General features: G+C 66.7%; 15 protein-coding genes. 9 read left to right on the forward strand and 6 right to left on the reverse strand.

Annotated features, from left to right (window positions below; all coding sequences use genetic code 11):
• Nucleotides 1-111 precede the first annotated feature (111 nt).
• From MRBLST15_RS19735 to smqnr, 3 genes are all read left to right on the forward strand, one after another.
• Complete coding sequence (locus MRBLST15_RS19735) at nt 112-2,250, forward strand: TonB-dependent receptor (RefSeq protein WP_367787498.1); 2,139 nt, start codon at nt 112-114, stop codon at nt 2,248-2,250.
• Nucleotides 2,251-2,261: 11 nt separating this feature from the next.
• Nucleotides 2,262-3,815 carry a PepSY domain-containing protein gene (locus MRBLST15_RS19740; RefSeq protein ID WP_367787500.1) on the forward strand — a complete coding sequence of 518 codons (1,554 nt, stop codon included), beginning with the start codon at nt 2,262-2,264 and terminating at the stop codon, nt 3,813-3,815.
• Nucleotides 3,816-4,029: 214 nt separating this feature from the next.
• Complete coding sequence (gene smqnr, locus MRBLST15_RS19745) at nt 4,030-4,677, forward strand: SmQnr family pentapeptide repeat protein (RefSeq protein WP_367787502.1); 648 nt, start codon at nt 4,030-4,032, stop codon at nt 4,675-4,677.
• 15 nt (nt 4,678-4,692) lie between these two features.
• Here the strand turns inward: smqnr and MRBLST15_RS19750 are convergent, their stop codons facing one another.
• Nucleotides 4,693-5,376 carry a class I SAM-dependent methyltransferase gene (locus tag MRBLST15_RS19750; protein ID WP_367787504.1) on the reverse strand — a complete coding sequence of 228 codons (684 nt, stop codon included), beginning with the start codon at nt 5,374-5,376 and terminating at the stop codon, nt 4,693-4,695.
• Between the two features lie 117 nt (nt 5,377-5,493).
• On the opposite strand from MRBLST15_RS19750, the gene MRBLST15_RS19755 reads away from it, so the two are divergent.
• Nucleotides 5,494-5,967, forward strand: a complete 474-nt coding sequence (locus tag MRBLST15_RS19755) for a hypothetical protein (RefSeq protein WP_367787506.1) — start codon at nt 5,494-5,496, stop codon at nt 5,965-5,967.
• Nucleotides 5,968-5,978: 11 nt separating this feature from the next.
• Here the strand turns inward: MRBLST15_RS19755 and MRBLST15_RS19760 are convergent, their stop codons facing one another.
• Complete coding sequence (locus tag MRBLST15_RS19760) at nt 5,979-6,704, reverse strand: hypothetical protein (protein WP_367787508.1); 726 nt, start codon at nt 6,702-6,704, stop codon at nt 5,979-5,981.
• A gap of 58 nt (nt 6,705-6,762) precedes the next feature.
• On the reverse strand, nt 6,763-8,142 hold the full coding sequence (locus MRBLST15_RS19765; RefSeq protein ID WP_367787510.1) for a PLP-dependent aminotransferase family protein: 1,380 nt from the start codon (nt 8,140-8,142) through the stop codon (nt 6,763-6,765).
• A gap of 133 nt (nt 8,143-8,275) precedes the next feature.
• On the opposite strand from MRBLST15_RS19765, the gene MRBLST15_RS19770 reads away from it, so the two are divergent.
• The 3 genes from MRBLST15_RS19770 (at nt 8,276) to MRBLST15_RS19780 (ending at nt 11,044) form a co-directional block, all read left to right on the forward strand.
• On the forward strand, nt 8,276-9,139 hold the full coding sequence (locus MRBLST15_RS19770; protein ID WP_100463463.1) for a DMT family transporter: 864 nt from the start codon (nt 8,276-8,278) through the stop codon (nt 9,137-9,139).
• A 96-nt stretch (nt 9,140-9,235) separates the two neighbouring features.
• A complete protein-coding gene (locus MRBLST15_RS19775) occupies nt 9,236-10,117 on the forward strand; it encodes an SDR family NAD(P)-dependent oxidoreductase (protein ID WP_367787512.1) in 882 nt (293 codons plus the stop codon).
• Nucleotides 10,118-10,156: 39 nt separating this feature from the next.
• Nucleotides 10,157-11,044: a LysR family transcriptional regulator gene (locus tag MRBLST15_RS19780; RefSeq protein WP_367787514.1), complete on the forward strand. Its 888-nt coding sequence runs from the start codon at nt 10,157-10,159 to the stop codon at nt 11,042-11,044.
• A gap of 464 nt (nt 11,045-11,508) precedes the next feature.
• On the opposite strand, the gene MRBLST15_RS19785 is transcribed toward MRBLST15_RS19780, so the two are convergent.
• On the reverse strand, nt 11,509-12,405 hold the full coding sequence (locus MRBLST15_RS19785) for a LysR substrate-binding domain-containing protein (protein WP_367787516.1): 897 nt from the start codon (nt 12,403-12,405) through the stop codon (nt 11,509-11,511).
• 106 nt (nt 12,406-12,511) lie between these two features.
• Between MRBLST15_RS19785 and MRBLST15_RS19790 the strand changes: the two genes are divergently transcribed.
• On the forward strand, nt 12,512-14,026 hold the full coding sequence (locus MRBLST15_RS19790; RefSeq protein WP_367787518.1) for an MFS transporter: 1,515 nt from the start codon (nt 12,512-12,514) through the stop codon (nt 14,024-14,026).
• A 17-nt stretch (nt 14,027-14,043) separates the two neighbouring features.
• On the opposite strand, the gene MRBLST15_RS19795 is transcribed toward MRBLST15_RS19790, so the two are convergent.
• Both MRBLST15_RS19795 and MRBLST15_RS19800 read right to left on the reverse strand, forming a co-directional pair.
• Nucleotides 14,044-15,429 carry a sensor histidine kinase gene (locus MRBLST15_RS19795; RefSeq protein WP_367787520.1) on the reverse strand — a complete coding sequence of 462 codons (1,386 nt, stop codon included), beginning with the start codon at nt 15,427-15,429 and terminating at the stop codon, nt 14,044-14,046.
• Nucleotides 15,407-16,090, reverse strand: a complete 684-nt coding sequence (locus MRBLST15_RS19800) for a response regulator transcription factor (protein ID WP_367787522.1) — start codon at nt 16,088-16,090, stop codon at nt 15,407-15,409. Before MRBLST15_RS19800 ends, MRBLST15_RS19795 begins: the two co-directional genes overlap by 23 nt.
• 153 nt (nt 16,091-16,243) lie before the next feature.
• On the opposite strand from MRBLST15_RS19800, the gene MRBLST15_RS19805 reads away from it, so the two are divergent.
• The gene (locus MRBLST15_RS19805; RefSeq protein ID WP_367787524.1) at nt 16,244-17,428 is read left to right on the forward strand and encodes an efflux RND transporter periplasmic adaptor subunit; all 1,185 of its coding nucleotides are present in this window, start codon (nt 16,244-16,246) and stop codon (nt 17,426-17,428) included.
• The last annotated feature ends 4 nt before the right edge of the window (nt 17,429-17,432 follow it).

Here is a 17,432-nt window from a genome sequence, read left to right on the forward strand (position 1 = left end):
TGGATTGATTCTCCCGAGCTGCCAGGCATGGCCTGGCACTACTGCGTGCGCGTTTCCCGAACTCCTTGAGCTTCCCTGCTACTGCGGGGTGGCCTTGCATGCCGTGAAACAATGAAAACAAACCCAAACTCCGCGCGCCTGCGCCGGGCGGCGCTGTCTGTCGCTTGTGCGCTGCTGCTGCACTCCGCTTCTGCCCTTGCTTCCGACGCGGCACCACCGACCACCCTGGATACCGTCCGCGTGGTGGATACCCGCAGCGGTGAGCTGTCCTCCACCGCCAGCACCGGTTCGGCCCTCGGCCTGAGCGTGCTGCAGACCCCGGCCAGCCTGACCGTGATTTCGCGCGAGCAGTTGGAGCAGCGCGGTGATTCCACTCTCAACGACGCGATCACCCGCGCCGGCGCGATCAGCGCACTTCCCCATCCGGGCAACGGCCTGAGTGCGCTGTCCAGCCATGGCTTTACCGATGGCGCCTCGGTGATGCGCCTGTATGACGGCCTGCGCCAGTACGGCGGCGTGGGCATCACCTTCCCGTTCGATACCTGGTCGATCGAGCGCATCGAGGTGCTGCGTGGGCCGGCCTCGGTCATCCATGGTGATGGCGCCATCGGCGGCGTGGTCAACATCGTGCCGAAGAAGCCTTCGCGCGGTGCCATCGAGAACGAGGTAAGCGTGACCCTGGGCAGCGAAGACACCGCGCGACTCGGATTCGGCAGTGGCGGTGCGCTCACGCCGGCGCTGGCCTACCGCGTGGACGTCAGCGGCAACTACAGCAGCGGCTGGGTCGACCGCGGCCACAACGGCGATGCTACGTTTTCCGGTGCGTTGCTGTGGCAGCCACGGGCGGATCTGCAGTTGACGCTGACCCATGCGCAGGGCTACCAGAAGCCGATGCGCTACTTCGGTACGCCGTTGATTGACGGGCGGCAGCTGGATGCCCTGCGCCACGAGAACTACAACGTGGCCGACAGCGTGATCCGTTTCCGCGACCGTTGGACCCAGCTCGATGCGCTGTGGACGCCGAACGAGAACGTGGAATGGCGCACGCGCGTCTATCAGATCGACAGCCAGCGTGATTGGCGCAACGCCGAGGCCTATGTCTACAACGAGCGCACCGGCCTCATCGACCGCTCCGGCAACACCCAGATCACCCACAACCAGGACCAGACCGGCCTGACGTCCACGCTGCGCCTGCTGGGAAATGCGGGTGGTCTGCCCAACAGTTTCGCCGTTGGCTTCGATGCCAACCGTGCGCATTTCAAGCACACCAACAACACCTATGCGGGCAGCTCGGGGCCTGTGGATCCCTTCAACCCGGTGCCCGGCGGGTTCGTCAGCGATGCACCCAACCTGCCGCGCTACCGCAACAGCGCCGAGCAGGTCGCGTTGTTCCTGGAAGACCGGCTGGAACTGAGCGAGCGTTGGTCGGTGCTTGCTGGCGTGCGTCACGATCGCGCCACGATCGACCGCAACGACCTGGTCAGCGGCCAGCGGGCGTTCTCGAAGACCTACAACAGCACCGGCTGGCGCGCGGGCACAGTGTTCGCGATACAACCGTCGATGACCCTCTATGCGCAGTACTCGCAGGCGGCAGACCCGGTCAGTGGGCTGTTGATGATCAGTCCGGCCAATGGCGTGTTCGATCTGGCCAAGGGCAAGCAGATCGAGGTCGGCATGAAGGAGGCCTTCGATGGGGGCGAGTGGACGCTGGCGGCCTATCGCATCCGCAAGACCGGGCTGCTCAGCCGTGACCCGTTGCAACCGGACCGTCGCGTGCAGGTGGGTGCACAGGCCTCGAAGGGAATCGAAGCATCGTTGAACTGGGCCTTCGCGCCGCAGTGGTCGCTGGATGCCAACGCGACCGTGCTCAAGGCCGAGTTCGAGGATTTCCTGGAAGCCACCGGCACGCCGGCGGTGATTGTCTCGCGTGATGGCAACGTGCCGCCGAACGTGGCCGAGCGCCTGGCCAACGTCTGGTTGAGCTGGCAGTTCCTGCCCGACTGGAGCGTGGCCGGTGGCGTGCGCTACGTGGGCAAGCGCTACGCCGACAACGCCAACACGCTGCAGCTGCCGGGCTACACCACCACCGATCTGGCCCTGACCTGGCAGGCAGCCCCACGTACACGGGTGACCGCGCGCATGTTCAACGTGTTCGACAAGGCGTACTACGCCACGGCGTACTACACCAGTACGCAGTGGCTGCTGGGCGTCGACCGGCGCGTCGAATTCACCTTCGACCATCGCTTCTGAGGACGGCCGCCATGTCGCTGCGATCCACTGCCAAGCGCTGGACCTACCTGGTGCACCGTTGGCTGGGCATCGGTGGGTGCCTGCTGATGTTGCTGTGGTTTGTCAGCGGCATGGTGATGCTGTTCATCGGTTACCCGAAGCTGACGCCGGGAGAACGCTTGGCTGCGCTGCCCACACTGGCTGATGCACGCGGCTGGCAGGCACTTTCCGTGCTGCCGGACGCCGTGCGACAGGAGCCTGAGCGGATCGTGTTGACGACGCTGCGTGGCGAGCCCGCCTACGTCGTGCGCTCCGGGGCGAACATGGGCGCATGGTCGGCGCTTACCGCGCAGGCATTGCCGCCTGTATCGGCGCAGCTGGCCGAAGTGTCCGCCGCGCAGTTCGCCGGTGGGCCGGCTTTCGTTGGTGCCATGTCGCTGGACGAGGATCGCTGGACGCATTCGCGCGGCCTTGATCCGCATCGGCCGCTGTACCGCGTCGGCGTGGGTGGCGAAGAGCCTGGTGATGTCTATGTGTCCTCGCGCACCGGCGAAGTGGTGCTGGATGCACCGCGTCTGCAGCAGCGCTGGAACTATGTGGGTGCGTGGCTGCACTGGCTGTACTTCCTGCGCATGCAGTCGGTGGACCCGGTGTGGACCTGGATGGTGATCGTGCTGTCGGCGCTGTGCACGGTGGCCGCGGTCAGCGGGGGCGTGGTCGGCATCTGGCGCTGGCGGTTTCGCGGGCAGTACCGCTCAGGGTCGAAGACGCCGTACCAGGAACCGTGGATGCGCTGGCATCACCTGATCGGGTTGATGGCGAGCGCATTCGTGTTCACCTGGATCTTCAGTGGCTTGATGTCGATGAATCCGCTGGGGGTGTTCAGCAGCTCACACGCTGCGCTCGAGGTTGCGCGCTATCACGGCGAGGTGCCGAGGGATACGGGCACCATCGCGCAACCGGCTGCGGTGCTGGCTGCCGTGGCCACGCCGCAGTTCGTGCCGGTGGAAATCCAGTGGCGACGGATCGGCGGTGACCTGTTCGCGGTGGTGCTGGATGGCAATGCCGATTCACGCCTGGTCACGGAGCGCGGCGGCGCACTGCAGGTATCCACTGCATTCGATGCAGGCTGGCTGCAGGGCAGGGTGGAGGCGATGTCCGACGCACGCCTGCGCAGGTTCACCATTCTGCAGGCGCCCGATGCCTACTTCTACCCGCGTGCTGCAGAGGCGATGAATGGTGCCGCGGTACGTCGCTTTCCGGTGGCGATGGCCGACTTCGATGACGCTGGGGCAACCCGCGTCTATGTCGACCTGGCCACCGGCGATCCGCTGTTGACGATGGGCAAGCGCGAGCGGGTTGGCCGCTGGTTGTTTTCCTTCCTGCACAGCTGGGATCTGCCCGCGCTGATGCGGCAGCAGAACGGCCGCCTGATCATGCTGCTGTTGCTCAGCCTGGCAGGTGCCGCGCTGTGCGCGACGGCGACCGTCATCGGCTATCGGCGCTTGCGGATGACACTCCGGCGCAAGCGTCATCGGCATGCTCCGTTCTCTGAGCGCAGTCGCAGGGATCTGCCTCGCCTCTGATGGCGTACGCCCGCGCCGTCCATGGCATGACAAGGACGCCAGCCGCGCTCGGGTGCATGAAGGCGTGCAGTTGCCGATCGGGCCGGACCGCTGGAGAGCCCGCCTTGGCGCTGTACACATCCCGACTGCAGCAGCCATGAACCGCGATGGCCACGCTCTACCGCCGCCCGGCCGGACGCGGCATCATGGCGATGCACCCGGCACGGAACCCCGCATGTCCTCTACCGTTCACCACAAGCTGCGCATTGGCGTCGATCAATTCACCGGCCAGAAGGTGGTCGACCAGCAGTTCCACGAGTGCGATTTCTCCGGCGCGGACCTCACCGCCACCGAGTTCGTGAACTGCGGTTTCTACGACGCTGAAACGCGCACCGGGTGCCGTTTCAGTGGTGCCACGTTGAAGGAAGCCAGCTTCCGCCAATGCGACATCAGCATGTGCAATTTCAACTTCATCAAGGCGCTGGGGCTGGAAATCAGCGAGTGCCGCGCGCAGGGCGCTGATTTCAGCAACGCTAGTTTCATGAACCAGATCACCACGCGCAGCTGGTTCTGCAGCGCCTTCATCAAGAAGACCAACCTGCGCTATGCCAACTTCTCGCGGGTGACGCTGGAGAAGTGCGAGCTGTGGGAGAACCGTTGGGACGGGGCCAACATCAGCGGCGCCAGTTTCGCAGGATCGGACTTGTCCGGCGGCCAGTTCGATGGCATCGACTGGAACACGGCCAACTTCACCGATTGCGACCTGACCAACTCCGAACTGGGCGAGCTGGATGTGCGCAGCACCAACCTGCGTGGCGCCACGCTCGATGTGCAGCAGGTCGCGCTGCTGATGCAGCGGATCGGCATCACCGTGGTGCCATGAGCGTGCGTCGCGGGCCTATACCGGCGTCGCCGGCGCGTAGCCTACCCATCCCTTGAAGCTGAAGCCGGCATAGAACAGTTCCACGTTGTCGAAGCCGGCGGCCTGCAGCAACGCCACTTCCTGTTCGGGCGACAGCAGCGGCAGGCGCTCGGTGATGGCGGCCACTGCGCGCTGCGCATCGGCACGTGGAATACCGGAGGCCTCCCCGAATGCGGCGTAGCGTTGCAGCCAGCGATGCTTGCCGGCCGCGTCCTGCGGCACGCTGTGGTGGGCTACCACCAGCGGCGCACCCGGCCGCAGCCGTTGCCGCAGTTCGTGCAGGGTGTGCAGGCGCTGTTCAACGGTGAGGAAATGCAGGGTCAGCAGGCAGGTGGCGCCGTCGAAGACGGTGTGCGGGGCATCGTCGATATAGCCTTCCAGCAGCGTGACCTGTGCCATCAATGGCCCCAGGGTCTGTTCGGCCAGCGAGAGCATGGGTGCGGCCGGGTCGATACCGAGCATCCGCCAGTGCGGGTGCGCTTCGGCGAAGGCCTTGAGCTCCAGGCCGCCACCTGCGCCGAGCACCAGCACCTGGCCATCGTCGGGCACATGTTCGGCCAGCAGCAGGTGGGTCATCTGCTGCAGTCCGAGGAAACCCGGTACCTGTCGCAGCGGGCCGTCGGTGTAGCGGGCGACGGCGTGGGGATCGGAGAAGGACATCGGAAGCATTCCTGCAGCAATGGCGAGCATCCACTTTACCGCGCTCCGCAAGTGTCGATTGCAGGGATGCCCGCCTTTGATTAAGGTCTGCGCCTGCCTGTATTCCAGAGATCGCGAATGAACCCTCGCACGCCCCCGATGCCATCGGCGGAAGCCTTCGAACTGGCGCTGACATTGCTTGGACGCGAGGACGTGGATGAGGAGCACGCCGAGCAGGCACTGCTCGCGCTCGGCAGCGAACACGGGCAGATGCGCCGCCTGCTGGTGTGGCTGCCTGAAGCATTCGCCATGACCCTGATCGGGCACATGGAACTGGACGTGCTGCTGCCGCGTACATTCACCGCCTCTGACGCGCAGGGTGAGCTGCATGAACTGCCGCTCGAGCGTGAACCGGTATTTGCCGCTGGCCTGCAGCGCGCGCTGGCCATGTACCACGAAGGTCCGCGCGCTGCGTTCAAGGCGATCTGCGAGCGGAGTTCGTTGCTCAATGCGATCGACAATGCCTTGAACGCCGGGGCTGATCTGGAGGGCGCGACGCTTTCAGGTCCAGAGCTGCTGGACATTCCCGCAGAGACCTACCTCGCCGATTGAGTCCGAGGTATTCAGAGCGCCGGCTTCATTCCGTCTGCTTCCAGTCGATACAGGCCGGTCAATCGCCAGTCATCCTGCACGCGTTGCAGCCGGTACTCATGGATGAGGACGCTGGAGCGGCGCTGTTGTGCGGTACGTATCGACGCTGCGTCGCCGATGATCTGCACGGCCATCACCTGTTCCAGTGCCGGATCATGCGGTGACTCAACGCTGGGCCGTTGCATGACGTTGCGCGGGGTGCCAGGCAAGGCGTAGTGCTCCACCAGCGTTGCGTACGTCGCACTGGCCAACGCCAGTCCGTGTGACGAGCCATGTTCTGTCACCTCTGCAAGCGAGGCATTGTTCCAGTCCAGAAAATCGGACTGGAAAGCACGTATGCGTGCCACCGGTGTGCTGCCGCCCAGATCGAGCGCGCTGCGCTCGAAAACAAGGAGCGGTAGAACCTCGCCGAACCTCACGTCGCGGCCGTAACGGAAGTTGCGTTCGGCCTGCAGCCTGCCATTGCACAGCAGCGCGACGCGACCGGGCCTGCTGGAATGAACCATCAGCTGCCGTTGAAAATACCCCTGCACCGGCGCGGCATCCGCGTTGGATGCCCCCGGCGCGGTGATCTGCAGTTGGCAGTTCCCGTCCGTGGGTGCATAGCCAATGACCTGCAGCGAGCCGTCGCGGGGCCCGAACGTGATGCAGCCACCGGTCAGGCTGCAGGCCAAGGCGATGCCGATCCATCGACGCATGCGGACGCTCCTTGCTTGGATGGCCGGCAGGATAACGCACTGTAATGCTCCAGCCGTTCTACTGCAGCGCCTTCCCCAGTACCTGCCAGATCTTCGGGTCCTGGCACTGCGACACATTGAAGCGGACGTAGTCGGCAGCCTGCTGCGACTGGCTGAAGGCATTGCCGGGTGCCACCACCACGCCTTCGCGCAGGCACTGCCGTGCGACTGACGATGCATCGCGGCCATCGGGCAGCTGGCACCATAGGAACAGTCCTGCTTCCGGTTGCAGCCATGGCGTGATGCCCAGCTTCTGCACCTGCCGCAGCGTGTGCTTGCGCGCGTCGGCCAGGCGCGTGCGCACCGCCTGCATGTGCCGTCGGTAGCCGCTGTCGGTCAGTGCGATCTGCATGAGGTGCGCGGCCAGGTGCCCACCGCCGAAGCTGGTGGCCAGCTTCAGATCGGTCAGTGCTTCGATCCAGTCAGGGCGTGCGGCGATGTAGCCGCACCGCGATGCCGCCGAGATGGCCTTGGAGAAACTGCCGACATGGATCACCCGCGACAGTCCATCCAGCGCCGCCAGCCGCGGCGCCGGGCGCAGCTCGAAGTCGGCGAAGATGTCATCCTCGATGATGATCAGTTCGCTGCGGTCGGCCAGGCCCAGCAGGCGATGCGCGGTGGTCGCCGACAGCACCGCGCCCGTCGGGTTGTGCAGCCCGGCGTTGGTGATGTACAGGCGCGGCGCGTATTCCTGCAGCGCGCTGGCAAACACCTGCAGATCCGGACCGGTATGTGTGTACGGTATGCCGATGGCCTGCACTTGATGGGCCTTCAGCATCGCGTGGTAATTGAAATAGCTGGGGTCGTCGACCAGCACGCAGTCGCCGGGCTTCAGCAGGAAGCGGCAGATCAGGTCGATCGCGTGCGTCCCCGATTCGGCCAGCAACAGCTGTTCCATCGACGCTTCGATGCCCAGCGTGGCCGCGCGTCGCTGCAGCGTCTGCCGCAGTGCCGGCAGGCCGAGCGGCCCGGCGTAGTCGGCCAGGTGTGCGGAGTCGGCGCGGGCCATGCGGCGCAGGCCACGGCGCAGGCCATCGTGGTACAGCCAGTCACTGGGCATCCAGCCGCAGCCGGGCTTGAGGTGGCCGGAAGGGGTTTCCAGTGATTGCCGCGATACCCACAACGGGTCCACCGCGCGATCAAGGCGCGGTTCCATCTCGGCCAGCGCCAGCGGTGCTGCCGGGCCAGTCACGTAGAAGCCGGAGCCGGCGCGCGCGGCGATCACGCCCTCGGCCGCCAATCGCTCGTAGGCCTCGACCACGGTGGACACGGAAACGCCCATCGTCGTCGCCTGCGCGCGCACCGAGGGCAGGCGGCTGCCCGGGCCATCCAGGCGCGAGCTGATGCGTGAGCGGACGGCGTGGATGACGCTGTCGATGCGGCTGGAAGGTCGGGACATGAGCGTGACTGTAAGGGGATTGTGGGCAGTACAGTTACTTGTGACTGTACTGGATTGTAGCTGTGTGTCTCCGCCGCCCGGTGGCTCAATGACGGGCACAGCCGGCTATTGCCCGGTACTTCTGGAGCAGGGTGTGGAACGGTCGGCAAGCGGGTGGATCAACGGCTTCATCGGTGTGGTGATCTTCGCCGGCTCTTTGCCGGCCACTCGCATGGCGGTGATGGAGCTGGACGCCAGCTTCGTTACTGCCGCACGCGCCAGCATCGCCGCGTTGCTGGGGCTGGTGCTGCTGCTGGCATTGCGGCAGCCGCGGCCGGTCAGAAGCGATCTGCCCGGCCTGGCGCTGGTCAGCCTGGGCGTGGTGGTGGGCTTCCCGTTGCTGACCGCGCTCGCCCTGCGCCACGCCTCCTCGGCACACACCATCGTGTTCCTCGGACTGCTGCCGCTGAGCACGGCGGTATTCGGCGTCCTGCGCGGCGGTGATCGTCCACGCCCGGCGTTCTGGGTGTTCTCGCTGCTGGGCAGCGCCTGCGTGGTCGGCTACGCCGCACGCAACGGCATCGAGGCCTCGCTGCAGGCCGACCTGCTGATGCTGGCGGCGATCGTGGTATGCGGGCTCGGTTACGCCGAGGGCGGCCGCCTGGCCCGGCATCTGGGCGGTTGGCAGGTGATCAGCTGGGCACTGCTGTTGGCCTTGCCGGTGATGCTGCCGCTGATGGTGGCGATGCGCCCGGTCTCGTTCACGGCGGTCGCTGCCTCGGCCTGGTGGGCGTTGGGGTATGTGGCGGTGTTCAGCATGCTGATCGGGTTCCTGTTCTGGTATCGCGGTCTGGCCCAGGGTGGCATCGCCGCGGTTGGCCAGCTGCAGCTGCTGCAGCCGTTCTTCGGCCTGGCGTTGGCGGCGATGCTGCTGCACGAGACCGTCAGTGCGGGCATGCTGCTGGTGACCGTGGCGGCGGTGATCTGCGTGGCCGGTGCCCGTCGCTTCAGCCGCTGACCGCGCAGCGCCATCGCCGCGCGATACCGTTGGCGTATCACGCGGGTGTGCAAACAGTATTGGCCGGGGACGATGGCGCTCGCCGATGCTGGCCGGATGAAACCCAATTCCAGTATCTCGTTCGAAGGCCAGGTGGGCCTGGTAACCGGTGCCGCCGGTGGCCTGGGCCTGGCCTACAGCCGCCTGCTGGCCCAGCGTGGCGCGCATGTGGTGATGCATGACGTGGGCGCTGCAACGGATGGCACGGGCGCCGATCCGCAGCGCATCGCCACGGCGGTGGCGGCATTGCGTGCCCAGAGCCTGCCGGTCGAGGCCGCCGGCGGCCCCATCAACCAGCGCAGCGGTTGCCATGCGCTCGTGCAGGACATTCTGCAGCGCCATGGTCGCCTGGACTTCATCATCCACAACGCCGGCTGGGTAGCCTACGCCGCTATCGAAGCGGTGGAAGACGATGCACTGGAGCAGATGCTGTGCCTGGCCGCGAAGACACCGCTGTGGCTGGCACAGGCGGCATGGCCCGCGATGCGCGCTGCCGGCGGCGGCCGCATCGTGCTGACCACCTCCGATCGCGCGCTGTACCCGCAGTATGCGCAGCGCGGCCTGTGTGGCTACGCGATGGCCAAGCTGGCCGCGCAGGGGCTGGTCAATGTGCTGGCGTTGGAGGGCGCCGAGCACGGCATCGTGGTCAACGCGGTATCACCGGTGGCCAAGACCCGCATGTGGGGCATCGACGGAGAGCCGGATGAACTGCATCCCGATGCCGTGGCTACCGGGGTGGCTTTCCTGGTTTCCACGCGTTGCCAGCAGGGGGGATGGATTCTGCGCGCCAGCAATGGCCAGTTCCATGCATTGCGGCTGCAGGAAGCAGAGAACGTGGACTATCCACGCGACCTGCGCGCCGTGGCCGCCGACAGCATCGAAGCGGTGGCCCTGCAGTGGCCGGTCATTGCACGGCCGAGTGTCGACGCGCGCGGCTGAGCGCGTACCCTAGGCGGGTCTCCACCTGCCTGCGATGAAATGATCGATCTGCGCCTGCTCCGCCAGTTCGTGGCGGTGGCTGAAGAACTGCACTTCCATCGCGCCGCTGCGCGCCTGCACATGTCGCAGCCGCCATTGACGGCGGCGATGCGGCGCCTGGAAGACGAAGTGGGCACGGGCTTGATCGTGCGTGGCAACCGTACGCTGGGCCTGACCGCGGCGGGGCAGACGCTGCTGGTGGAAGCGCGCACGACGCTGCAACAGGCCGAACAGGCGCTGCAGCGCACGCGCGAATCGGCGGCAGGGCAGACCGGCAGCCTGCGCGTAGGCTATGTCGGCAGCGCACTGTACGGGCGCCTGCCCGCACTGATCCGCCAGTTCCGCCATGCGTTTGCGAAGGTGCAGCTGCATCTGCACGAAGCCACCTCGCGGCAGCAGCAACAGTGGCTGCGCGAAGGGCGCATCGACCTGGGCATCCTGATTCCGCCGATCATTTCCGCAGAACTGCATCTACAGGCGTTCGACCATGATCGACTGGCCATTGCCCTGCCGCGCGCGCATCGGCTGGTGGCACGGCAACGGCTGGACGTCGCCGCCCTGGTGGACGAGCCGTTCGTTTCATGGCCCTCTGCTGAAGGTATCGGCTTCCATGCGCAGGTGCTGGGCCTGTGTACCTCTGCCGGCTTCACGCCACGGGTCGTGCAGGAAGCGCAGGGCATGCACGCAGTGCTGTCGCTGGTGGCCGTGGAAGCGGGCGTGGCAATCGTGCCAGCAAGCATGACCGGGTTCCGTCCCGAAGAAATCGTCTATCGGCCACTGGACGTCGGCAACGCTGCGTTCGAACTGCAGTTCTGCATGCGCCCGGAATCGCCGACGCCGGTGCTGCAGAATTTTCTGGCGATGGCAGCACAATCAGTAGTGTCGTGATTGCCGGCCGAGCTTCCGTGCTGCACGCGCGGGTAGGGCAGCGGCCGGCGTCGTGTGCGCCTCTGGAATGTGATTCGGCCCGCAGTTCCGTGCTGGGGAATCGTGTCCGCAGCACGCCTGATGCACAGGCGCGGATAACCCCTACATACCGCCTCGCCGACAGCGACCAGCATGTCCCCGTCGGCCATCATCGGCCGACTGGGATTGGCGTCCCACAATCAACTCTGGCACGTGATCGGCAGGCGCACGGATGGCGCCTTCGGATCACGTGACCCGCTGTCCGTGGTGGGCGATGTGTGGGGATCACCATGATCCGCCGGTCAGTCCCAGAGTTGTCCGGTACGCCAACCCGCATCGCCCGCCGCCTGTTCGTGGTCAGCCACGAATGCGCTGATGGCGCTTGCCTCGGGGGTGGCAATGCGCGTCGTGCATGGGGAGCGGCGGCGGGCGGTGCACCTGTCTGCTCAACGGGGACGGGTGAACAGATGTTCGGCCATGTAATCGATGAACACCCGCAGGCGCGCGCTGGGGTGACGATTGCCGGGCCAGAGCAGTGAGAATTGCCCGCACTGCGGCTCCATCATCGGCAACACCTGCTGCAACCGGCCATCGGCCAGTGCTTCGGCCGCCAGGAAGTCGGGCATCCAGGCGACGCCCATGGCGCCGATTGCAGCGGCCAGCAGCGCTTCCATGTTGTTGCAGGTCATCGCCGTCGCCAGAGCGGCGCCGGCGTCGCCATCGACGCCGGGCAGGCTCCAGGGCTGCAGCGTGCCGGTGGTCGGGAAGCGGAAACGCACCGCCTGCAGCGGACGCAGTTCCGGCAGCGACTGCGGCCAGCCGTGTGTTCGCAGGTAGGCCGGCGCAGCGCACAGCACGAAATGGAAGCTGCCGAGGCGCCGCGACATCAGGCTGGAGTCGGCCAGTTCACCGCTGCGTATCACCGCATCCAGTCCTTCGCTCACTACATCAACGAGCCGGTCATTGAAATCAAGTTCCAACTGCACCTGCGGGTAACGCTGCTGGAAGTCGGGCAGCACCGGCAGCAGAAAACGGTAGCCGATGGTGGGCAGGCCAATCCGCAGTAGGCCACGCGGAGCGAATTGGCGTTGCGCAAGATCAGCCTGGGCCTCGGACAGTTCATCCAATGCCCGGCGGCAGCGCTGCAGCAGCAGGTCACCTTCGTCGGTAAGGTGCATGCGGCGCGTGGTGCGGTGGAACAGTCGCGTACCCAGGTCCTGCTCCAGGCGGGCGATCCGCTTACCCACTGCCGAAGCGGACAGTCCCAGCATGCGCGCGGCGCCGACAATGCTGCCGGCCTCGGCGGTGCGGACGAAGGCGAGCAGTGCGGAAATCGAGTCCATGGCGGAATGATTGCGGAACATATGGCCGTAATCAAACGCCTTTGAGTCTGTTTTTCTCGGATCGCAGCCTGGCCATCATCAATGGTCCCGTTTGCAGGAGGCCCCGATGGCCCGTTTCTTGATGGAATCCCAGCCCGTACAACGGCGTTGGGCGTTGGTGTCGGTGTGTCTGGCAGCGCTCGCGTTGCCGTTGTCCTTCTCAGCCGGCGCGGTAGCGGTGCCGGTGCTGGCCATCCAGTTGGCCAGCTCGCCCGCTTCGTTGGCCTGGGTGACCAACGCCTTCATGCTCAGCTTCGGTAGCCTGCTGCTGGCGGCAGGGGGACTGGCGGACCGCTATGGGCGACGCCGGCTGTTCCTGCTGGGCAGCGGCGGTTTCGCGTTGGCGACGTTCTTCGTCTGCATGGCGCCGGATCTGTTCTGGCTGGACGTGGCGCGCGGTCTGCAAGGCGTGGGCGCTGCCGCGGCATTGGCATCGGGTAGCGCGGCGCTGGCGCAGGCGTGGCACGGCCAGGCCCGTATGCGTGTGTTTGCCCTGCTGGGCACCACCTTTGGCGCCGGCCTTGCGCTGGGGCCGCTGCTTGCGGGCGCGCTGCTTGAGGCGATGGGTTGGCGAAGCGTGTTTGCCGCCGGTGGTGTGCTGGCTCTGCTGGCATGCATGCTGGCAGTGCGCGTGCTGCCAGAGAGCCGCGGGCAGGCCGGGCGGCTGGACGTGCCGGGCATGCTGGCTTTCAGCCTGATGCTGAGCATGCTGACCCTGGCGCTGTTGTGGCTGGGCGAATTCGGCCTGCCCGCAGCGCGGGTACGGTGGGCATCGCTGGCGGCCGCGCTGCTGGCGGCTTCGTTCGTACTGATCGAGCGCAGGCAGCCGGCGCCGTTGCTGGATCTTTCGCTGTTCGCGCAGCGGGCATTCGTCGGTGTGCAGCTGCTGCCGGTGGCAACCTGCTTCGGCTACGTGGTGCTGCTGGTGGTGCTGCCGCTGCAGTTGCTGGGCGTGCATGGCCAGGGCGTCGCCACCGTCGGCGTGCAGATGCTGGCGCTGTCCGCGCCGATGCTGGTGCTGCCACTGCTGGCCGCGCGCTGGGCCGGCCGGATGGGAAGCACGCGCCTGTGCGTGGCTGGGTTGCTGCTCTGCGCGTTGGGGCTGTATCTGCTGTCGCGGCAGGCGGTACATCCGCTGCCTGCGCAATGGATCCCGCCGCTGCTGCTGATCGGTGCAGGCACCGCATTGCCCTGGGGGTTGATGGACGGGTTGTCGGTCAGTGTGGTGCCGGTGCAACGCGCGGGCATGGCGGCGGGGATCTTCGGCACGGTGCGGGTAGCGGGCGAGGGCATCGCACTGGCGGCGGTGACCGCATTGCTGGCGACGCTCATCAGCCACCGCCTGCAGGGCGCATCTGCTCCGGCACTGGGCAGGGCGGCGGCCTATCTGGCAACCGGAGCATTGCATTCGGCCCAGCCGCTGCTGCCCGGAGCAACGGCCCTGCAGTTGCAGCGCGCCAGCGGCGAGGCGCTGGCGCAACTGCTGCACATGTTGTCAGCACTGACCGCTGGCAGTGCAGTGCTGCTGCATATGCTGCTGCGGCGGTCAACGGCCGTTGCAGTGCCAGGAGCCGGTAACTGATGGTGGCGGTGGCCGCCTCAGGGAAGCCCGTCTGCAGCGCCGCGGATGCTCATCCAGGCGCCGCCGTCGGGCGCGCTGCCGGCGCGGACGCGGAAGCCGTGCAGTCCGGCAATGGCGGCCACGATCGACAGCCCCAGGCCAAATCCTGAACCTTGACCGGCAGTGCTGCTGCCGCGAAAGAAGCGCTGGTAGATCAAGGATCGGTCCTGCGGCGGGATGCCCGGCCCGTTGTCGATCACATCGATGCGGGGCGCGCCGTGGTCGTCCACCGCGCGCAGCAGGATGCGCCCGTGTGCGGGCGTGAACTGCAGGGCGTTGGACAGCAGGTTGGCCACCGCTTCGAACAGCAGCTCACGATCGCCGCGCAGCATGCCGATCTGCGGCGCGACCTGCAGCTGCAGCTCCTGTTGTTTCTCCTCGGCCAACGGCAGGTAGAACTGGTGCAGCTCCTGCAGCAGGTCGGCGATGTCCACCTCGTCGAAGGCAGAGCGGCGCTGGTGGCTTTCCAGCTCGGATACGCGCAGCAGCGCGGCGAAGCGCGCCATCAGCATGTCGGTCTCCGCCAGCGCCTTGTCCAGCGGGTCCGCATGCGGGTCGTGTTCGTCCAGGCCCACGCGCATGCGGTAGAGGTGCGCACGCAGCCGGGTGAGCGGTGTACGCAGGTCATGCGCGATGCTGTCGCACACGCCTTTGACCTCGGTCATCAGCTGTTCGATGCGTTCCAGCATGGCGTTGACGATGCTCGACAGCCGATCGATTTCATCGCGCCGGTTGGACACCGGCAACCGTTGCCCGAGGTCGCCGGCGATGATCCGGTTGGTGGCCGCTTCGATCTGTTGGATCCGCTTCAACGGGCGCCGGCGCAGCAGATGCCAGCCCACCAGCCCGGGAATGACAGTCAGTGACACGCCCCACAGCAGCGCATCGAGGATGATGCTGTTGACCGCCATGAGCTTGCCGTTCTGGCGCACGAACACCAGTGTCCGGCCATCGCGGGTCACCACGCCGAGCGCGCTGCCACCGCTCTCATGCCGGCCATCAACCAGTGTCCAACCCGCCACAGGATGCGAGTTGCCATCCAGCGGCAGTCCCTCGGGAATGGCCGTCAGCGGGCCCGCCATCGGCATGCCGGCGTTGTCGAACAGTCCGTACGTATACACCTGGTGCAGGTCGAAGCGCTGGCTGTCGCGCAGCGCGTCATCCAGTGCCGGGCCGTCGAAGCTCATGAACAGATGAGCGCGCTGCTGCAGACCCGATTCGGTCAGGTCGTTCAGGTAATCCGAGATGCGCCAGTACATCACCCCCAGCAGCATGCTCGACCAGGCAACGAACAGGATGCAGTACAGGCCAAGGAGGCGGCTGCTGGACGAGCGCCACTGATCAGGATTGCGCGTCGAAGACATAGCCGGTTCCCCTTACGGTCTTGATCGGCTGCGTGCGGCCGGGCTGCTCGACGCGTTTGCGCACACGACCGATATGCACGTCGATCAGGTTGGTGCCCGGATCGAAGTGGTAGCCCCAGACCTCCTGGAACAACATGGTGCGGGTGACCACCTGGCCGGCGTTGCGGACCAGGAATTCGAGCAGCTTGAACTCGGTCGGCAGCAGGCTGATCTCCTGGCCGCCACGGCGCACCGAGCGGCTCATCAGGTCCAGTTCGAGGTCGCCGGCGCGCAGCATGCTGTCGACGGTGCCCGGCTGTCCGTGGCGGCGGATCAGCACCTCCACCCGCGCTGCCATTTCATCCGAAGCGAACGGCTTGGTCAGGTAGTCGTCGCCACCGGCGCGCAGCCCGCGCACGCGCTCGTCCACGTCCGACAATGCGCTGATCATCAGTACTGGCGTGGTCACGCCTTCGCGGCGCAGCGTGGTGACCAGGGTCAGCCCGTCCACGCCCGGCAGCATGCGATCCAGGGTGATCACGGCGTAGTCGCCGGCGCGTGCCAGCGCCAGGCCATTGCTGCCATCGGCCGCCAGGTCGACCTCGAAGCCGTGGCTGCGCAGCTCGGTGGCGATTTCCTCCGCGGTGACAAGGTCGTCCTCGATGGTGAGTACGCGCGGCATGGGCCACTTTGCAGATTGGGACCAGCGCATCCTCGCAACCACGGGCGTGCACTGCAAATGAAAAATGTTTCATGCGTTTTTCGCTGGATCGCAGCGCGGGGTCTTCTATATTCGGCGCCGAGCGCTCCCCCCGGCGCGTGGAACCTGCTGCCGATGACCCTTCCGTATTCCTTCCCGCCGGCTGCGGCCTGGCGCCTGCCCCGAACCTGGCGCCTGCCGCTGCTGTTGCTGGCCCTGGCGACCCTGCTGGCCGGTTGCGGCAAGGACGCGCCCAAACCAGGCACAGCGACGCCGGAAGTGACCGTGCTGACGCTGCAGAACCAGGCGCTGGCGCTGGAACAGGAACTGCCGGGACGCACTATCGCCTCGCAGGAATCGGATGTACGCCCGCAGGTGGACGGGGTGCTGGTGAAGCGGCTGTTCGAGCAGGGGCAGCTGGTGAAGGCCGGGCAGCCCCTGTTCCAGATCGAGCCGGCGCTGTACCAGGCCGCCCTGAACGAGGCGCAGGCCAACCTGAAGACCGCCGAAGCGGCGGCCGTGACCGCGCGTCTGCGGGCGCAGCGGATGCAGGCGCTGGGCAAGGACCAGCTGGCCGCGCAGCAGGACGTGGACGATGCCATCGCCAGTGGCCAGCAGGCGGCTGCGGCGGTGCAGGCTGCGCAGGCGGCGCGCGATACCGCCAGCACGCGGCTGGGTTTTGCCACGATCACCGCACCGATCGCCGGCCGCATCGGGCGCGCGCTGTTCACCCCGGGTGCGCTGGTGACATCCGCCCAGGCCGATCCGCTGGCGCGGATCCAGCAGGTGGATCCGATGAACGTGGACATCACCCAGTCCAGCAACGAGTACCTGGCGCTGCGTCGTGCCATTGCCGAGGGTGGCGTGCAAGCCAACAGCGCGCCGGTGCGGCTGCGGCTGTCCGATGGCACCGAGTACCCGCTGCCGGGCACGCTGGAGTTTGCCGACATCGACGTGCAGCAGGAGACCGGCAGCATCACCCTGCGTGCGCAGTTTCCCAACCCCGAGGGACAGCTGCTGCCCGGCATGTATGTGCGCGCGCAGGTGGGCCAGGGCACGCAGCAGCAGGCGCTGCTGGTGCCGCAGTCGGCGGTGGACCGCAGTGCCAAGGGCGAGGCGCAGGCGTGGCTGGTGGACAAGGAAGGCAAGGCGCGGCTGCGCATCTTCCGCACCGCACGCGCGGTCGGCAACCAGTGGCTGGTGCTTGATGGCATCAGCGCCGGTGAGCAGGTGGTGGTGGCGGGTGGGCAGGGACTTGCCGATGGCATGCCGGTGCGGGTAAAACCCGCGCCCGTGGTTGCGCCGGCCGGAAAGGACTGAGCGC

The sequence above is a fragment of the Stenotrophomonas sp. LST15-1-1.1 genome (assembly GCF_040815575.1).
GTDB lineage: Bacteria > Pseudomonadota > Gammaproteobacteria > Xanthomonadales > Xanthomonadaceae > Stenotrophomonas > Stenotrophomonas lactitubi_B.

Bases quoted from the DNA above. Each gene is read 5' to 3' on its own strand.
- MRBLST15_RS19735 (WP_367787498.1), top strand. From the start codon at position 112: ATGAAAACAAACCCAAACTCCGCGCGCCTGCGCCGGGCGGCGCTGTCT.
- MRBLST15_RS19740 (WP_367787500.1), top strand. From the start codon at position 2,262: ATGTCGCTGCGATCCACTGCCAAGCGCTGGACCTACCTGGTGCACCGT.
- smqnr (WP_367787502.1), top strand. From the start codon at position 4,030: ATGTCCTCTACCGTTCACCACAAGCTGCGCATTGGCGTCGATCAATTC.
- MRBLST15_RS19750 (WP_367787504.1), bottom strand. From the start codon at position 5,376: ATGTCCTTCTCCGATCCCCACGCCGTCGCCCGCTACACCGACGGCCCG.
- MRBLST15_RS19755 (WP_367787506.1), top strand. From the start codon at position 5,494: ATGAACCCTCGCACGCCCCCGATGCCATCGGCGGAAGCCTTCGAACTG.
- MRBLST15_RS19760 (WP_367787508.1), bottom strand. From the start codon at position 6,704: ATGCGTCGATGGATCGGCATCGCCTTGGCCTGCAGCCTGACCGGTGGC.
- MRBLST15_RS19765 (WP_367787510.1), bottom strand. From the start codon at position 8,142: ATGTCCCGACCTTCCAGCCGCATCGACAGCGTCATCCACGCCGTCCGC.
- MRBLST15_RS19775 (WP_367787512.1), top strand. From the start codon at position 9,236: ATGAAACCCAATTCCAGTATCTCGTTCGAAGGCCAGGTGGGCCTGGTA.
- MRBLST15_RS19780 (WP_367787514.1), top strand. From the start codon at position 10,157: ATGATCGATCTGCGCCTGCTCCGCCAGTTCGTGGCGGTGGCTGAAGAA.
- MRBLST15_RS19785 (WP_367787516.1), bottom strand. From the start codon at position 12,405: ATGGACTCGATTTCCGCACTGCTCGCCTTCGTCCGCACCGCCGAGGCC.
- MRBLST15_RS19790 (WP_367787518.1), top strand. From the start codon at position 12,512: ATGGCCCGTTTCTTGATGGAATCCCAGCCCGTACAACGGCGTTGGGCG.
- MRBLST15_RS19795 (WP_367787520.1), bottom strand. From the start codon at position 15,429: ATGTCTTCGACGCGCAATCCTGATCAGTGGCGCTCGTCCAGCAGCCGC.
- MRBLST15_RS19800 (WP_367787522.1), bottom strand. From the start codon at position 16,090: ATGCCGCGCGTACTCACCATCGAGGACGACCTTGTCACCGCGGAGGAA.
- MRBLST15_RS19805 (WP_367787524.1), top strand. From the start codon at position 16,244: ATGACCCTTCCGTATTCCTTCCCGCCGGCTGCGGCCTGGCGCCTGCCC.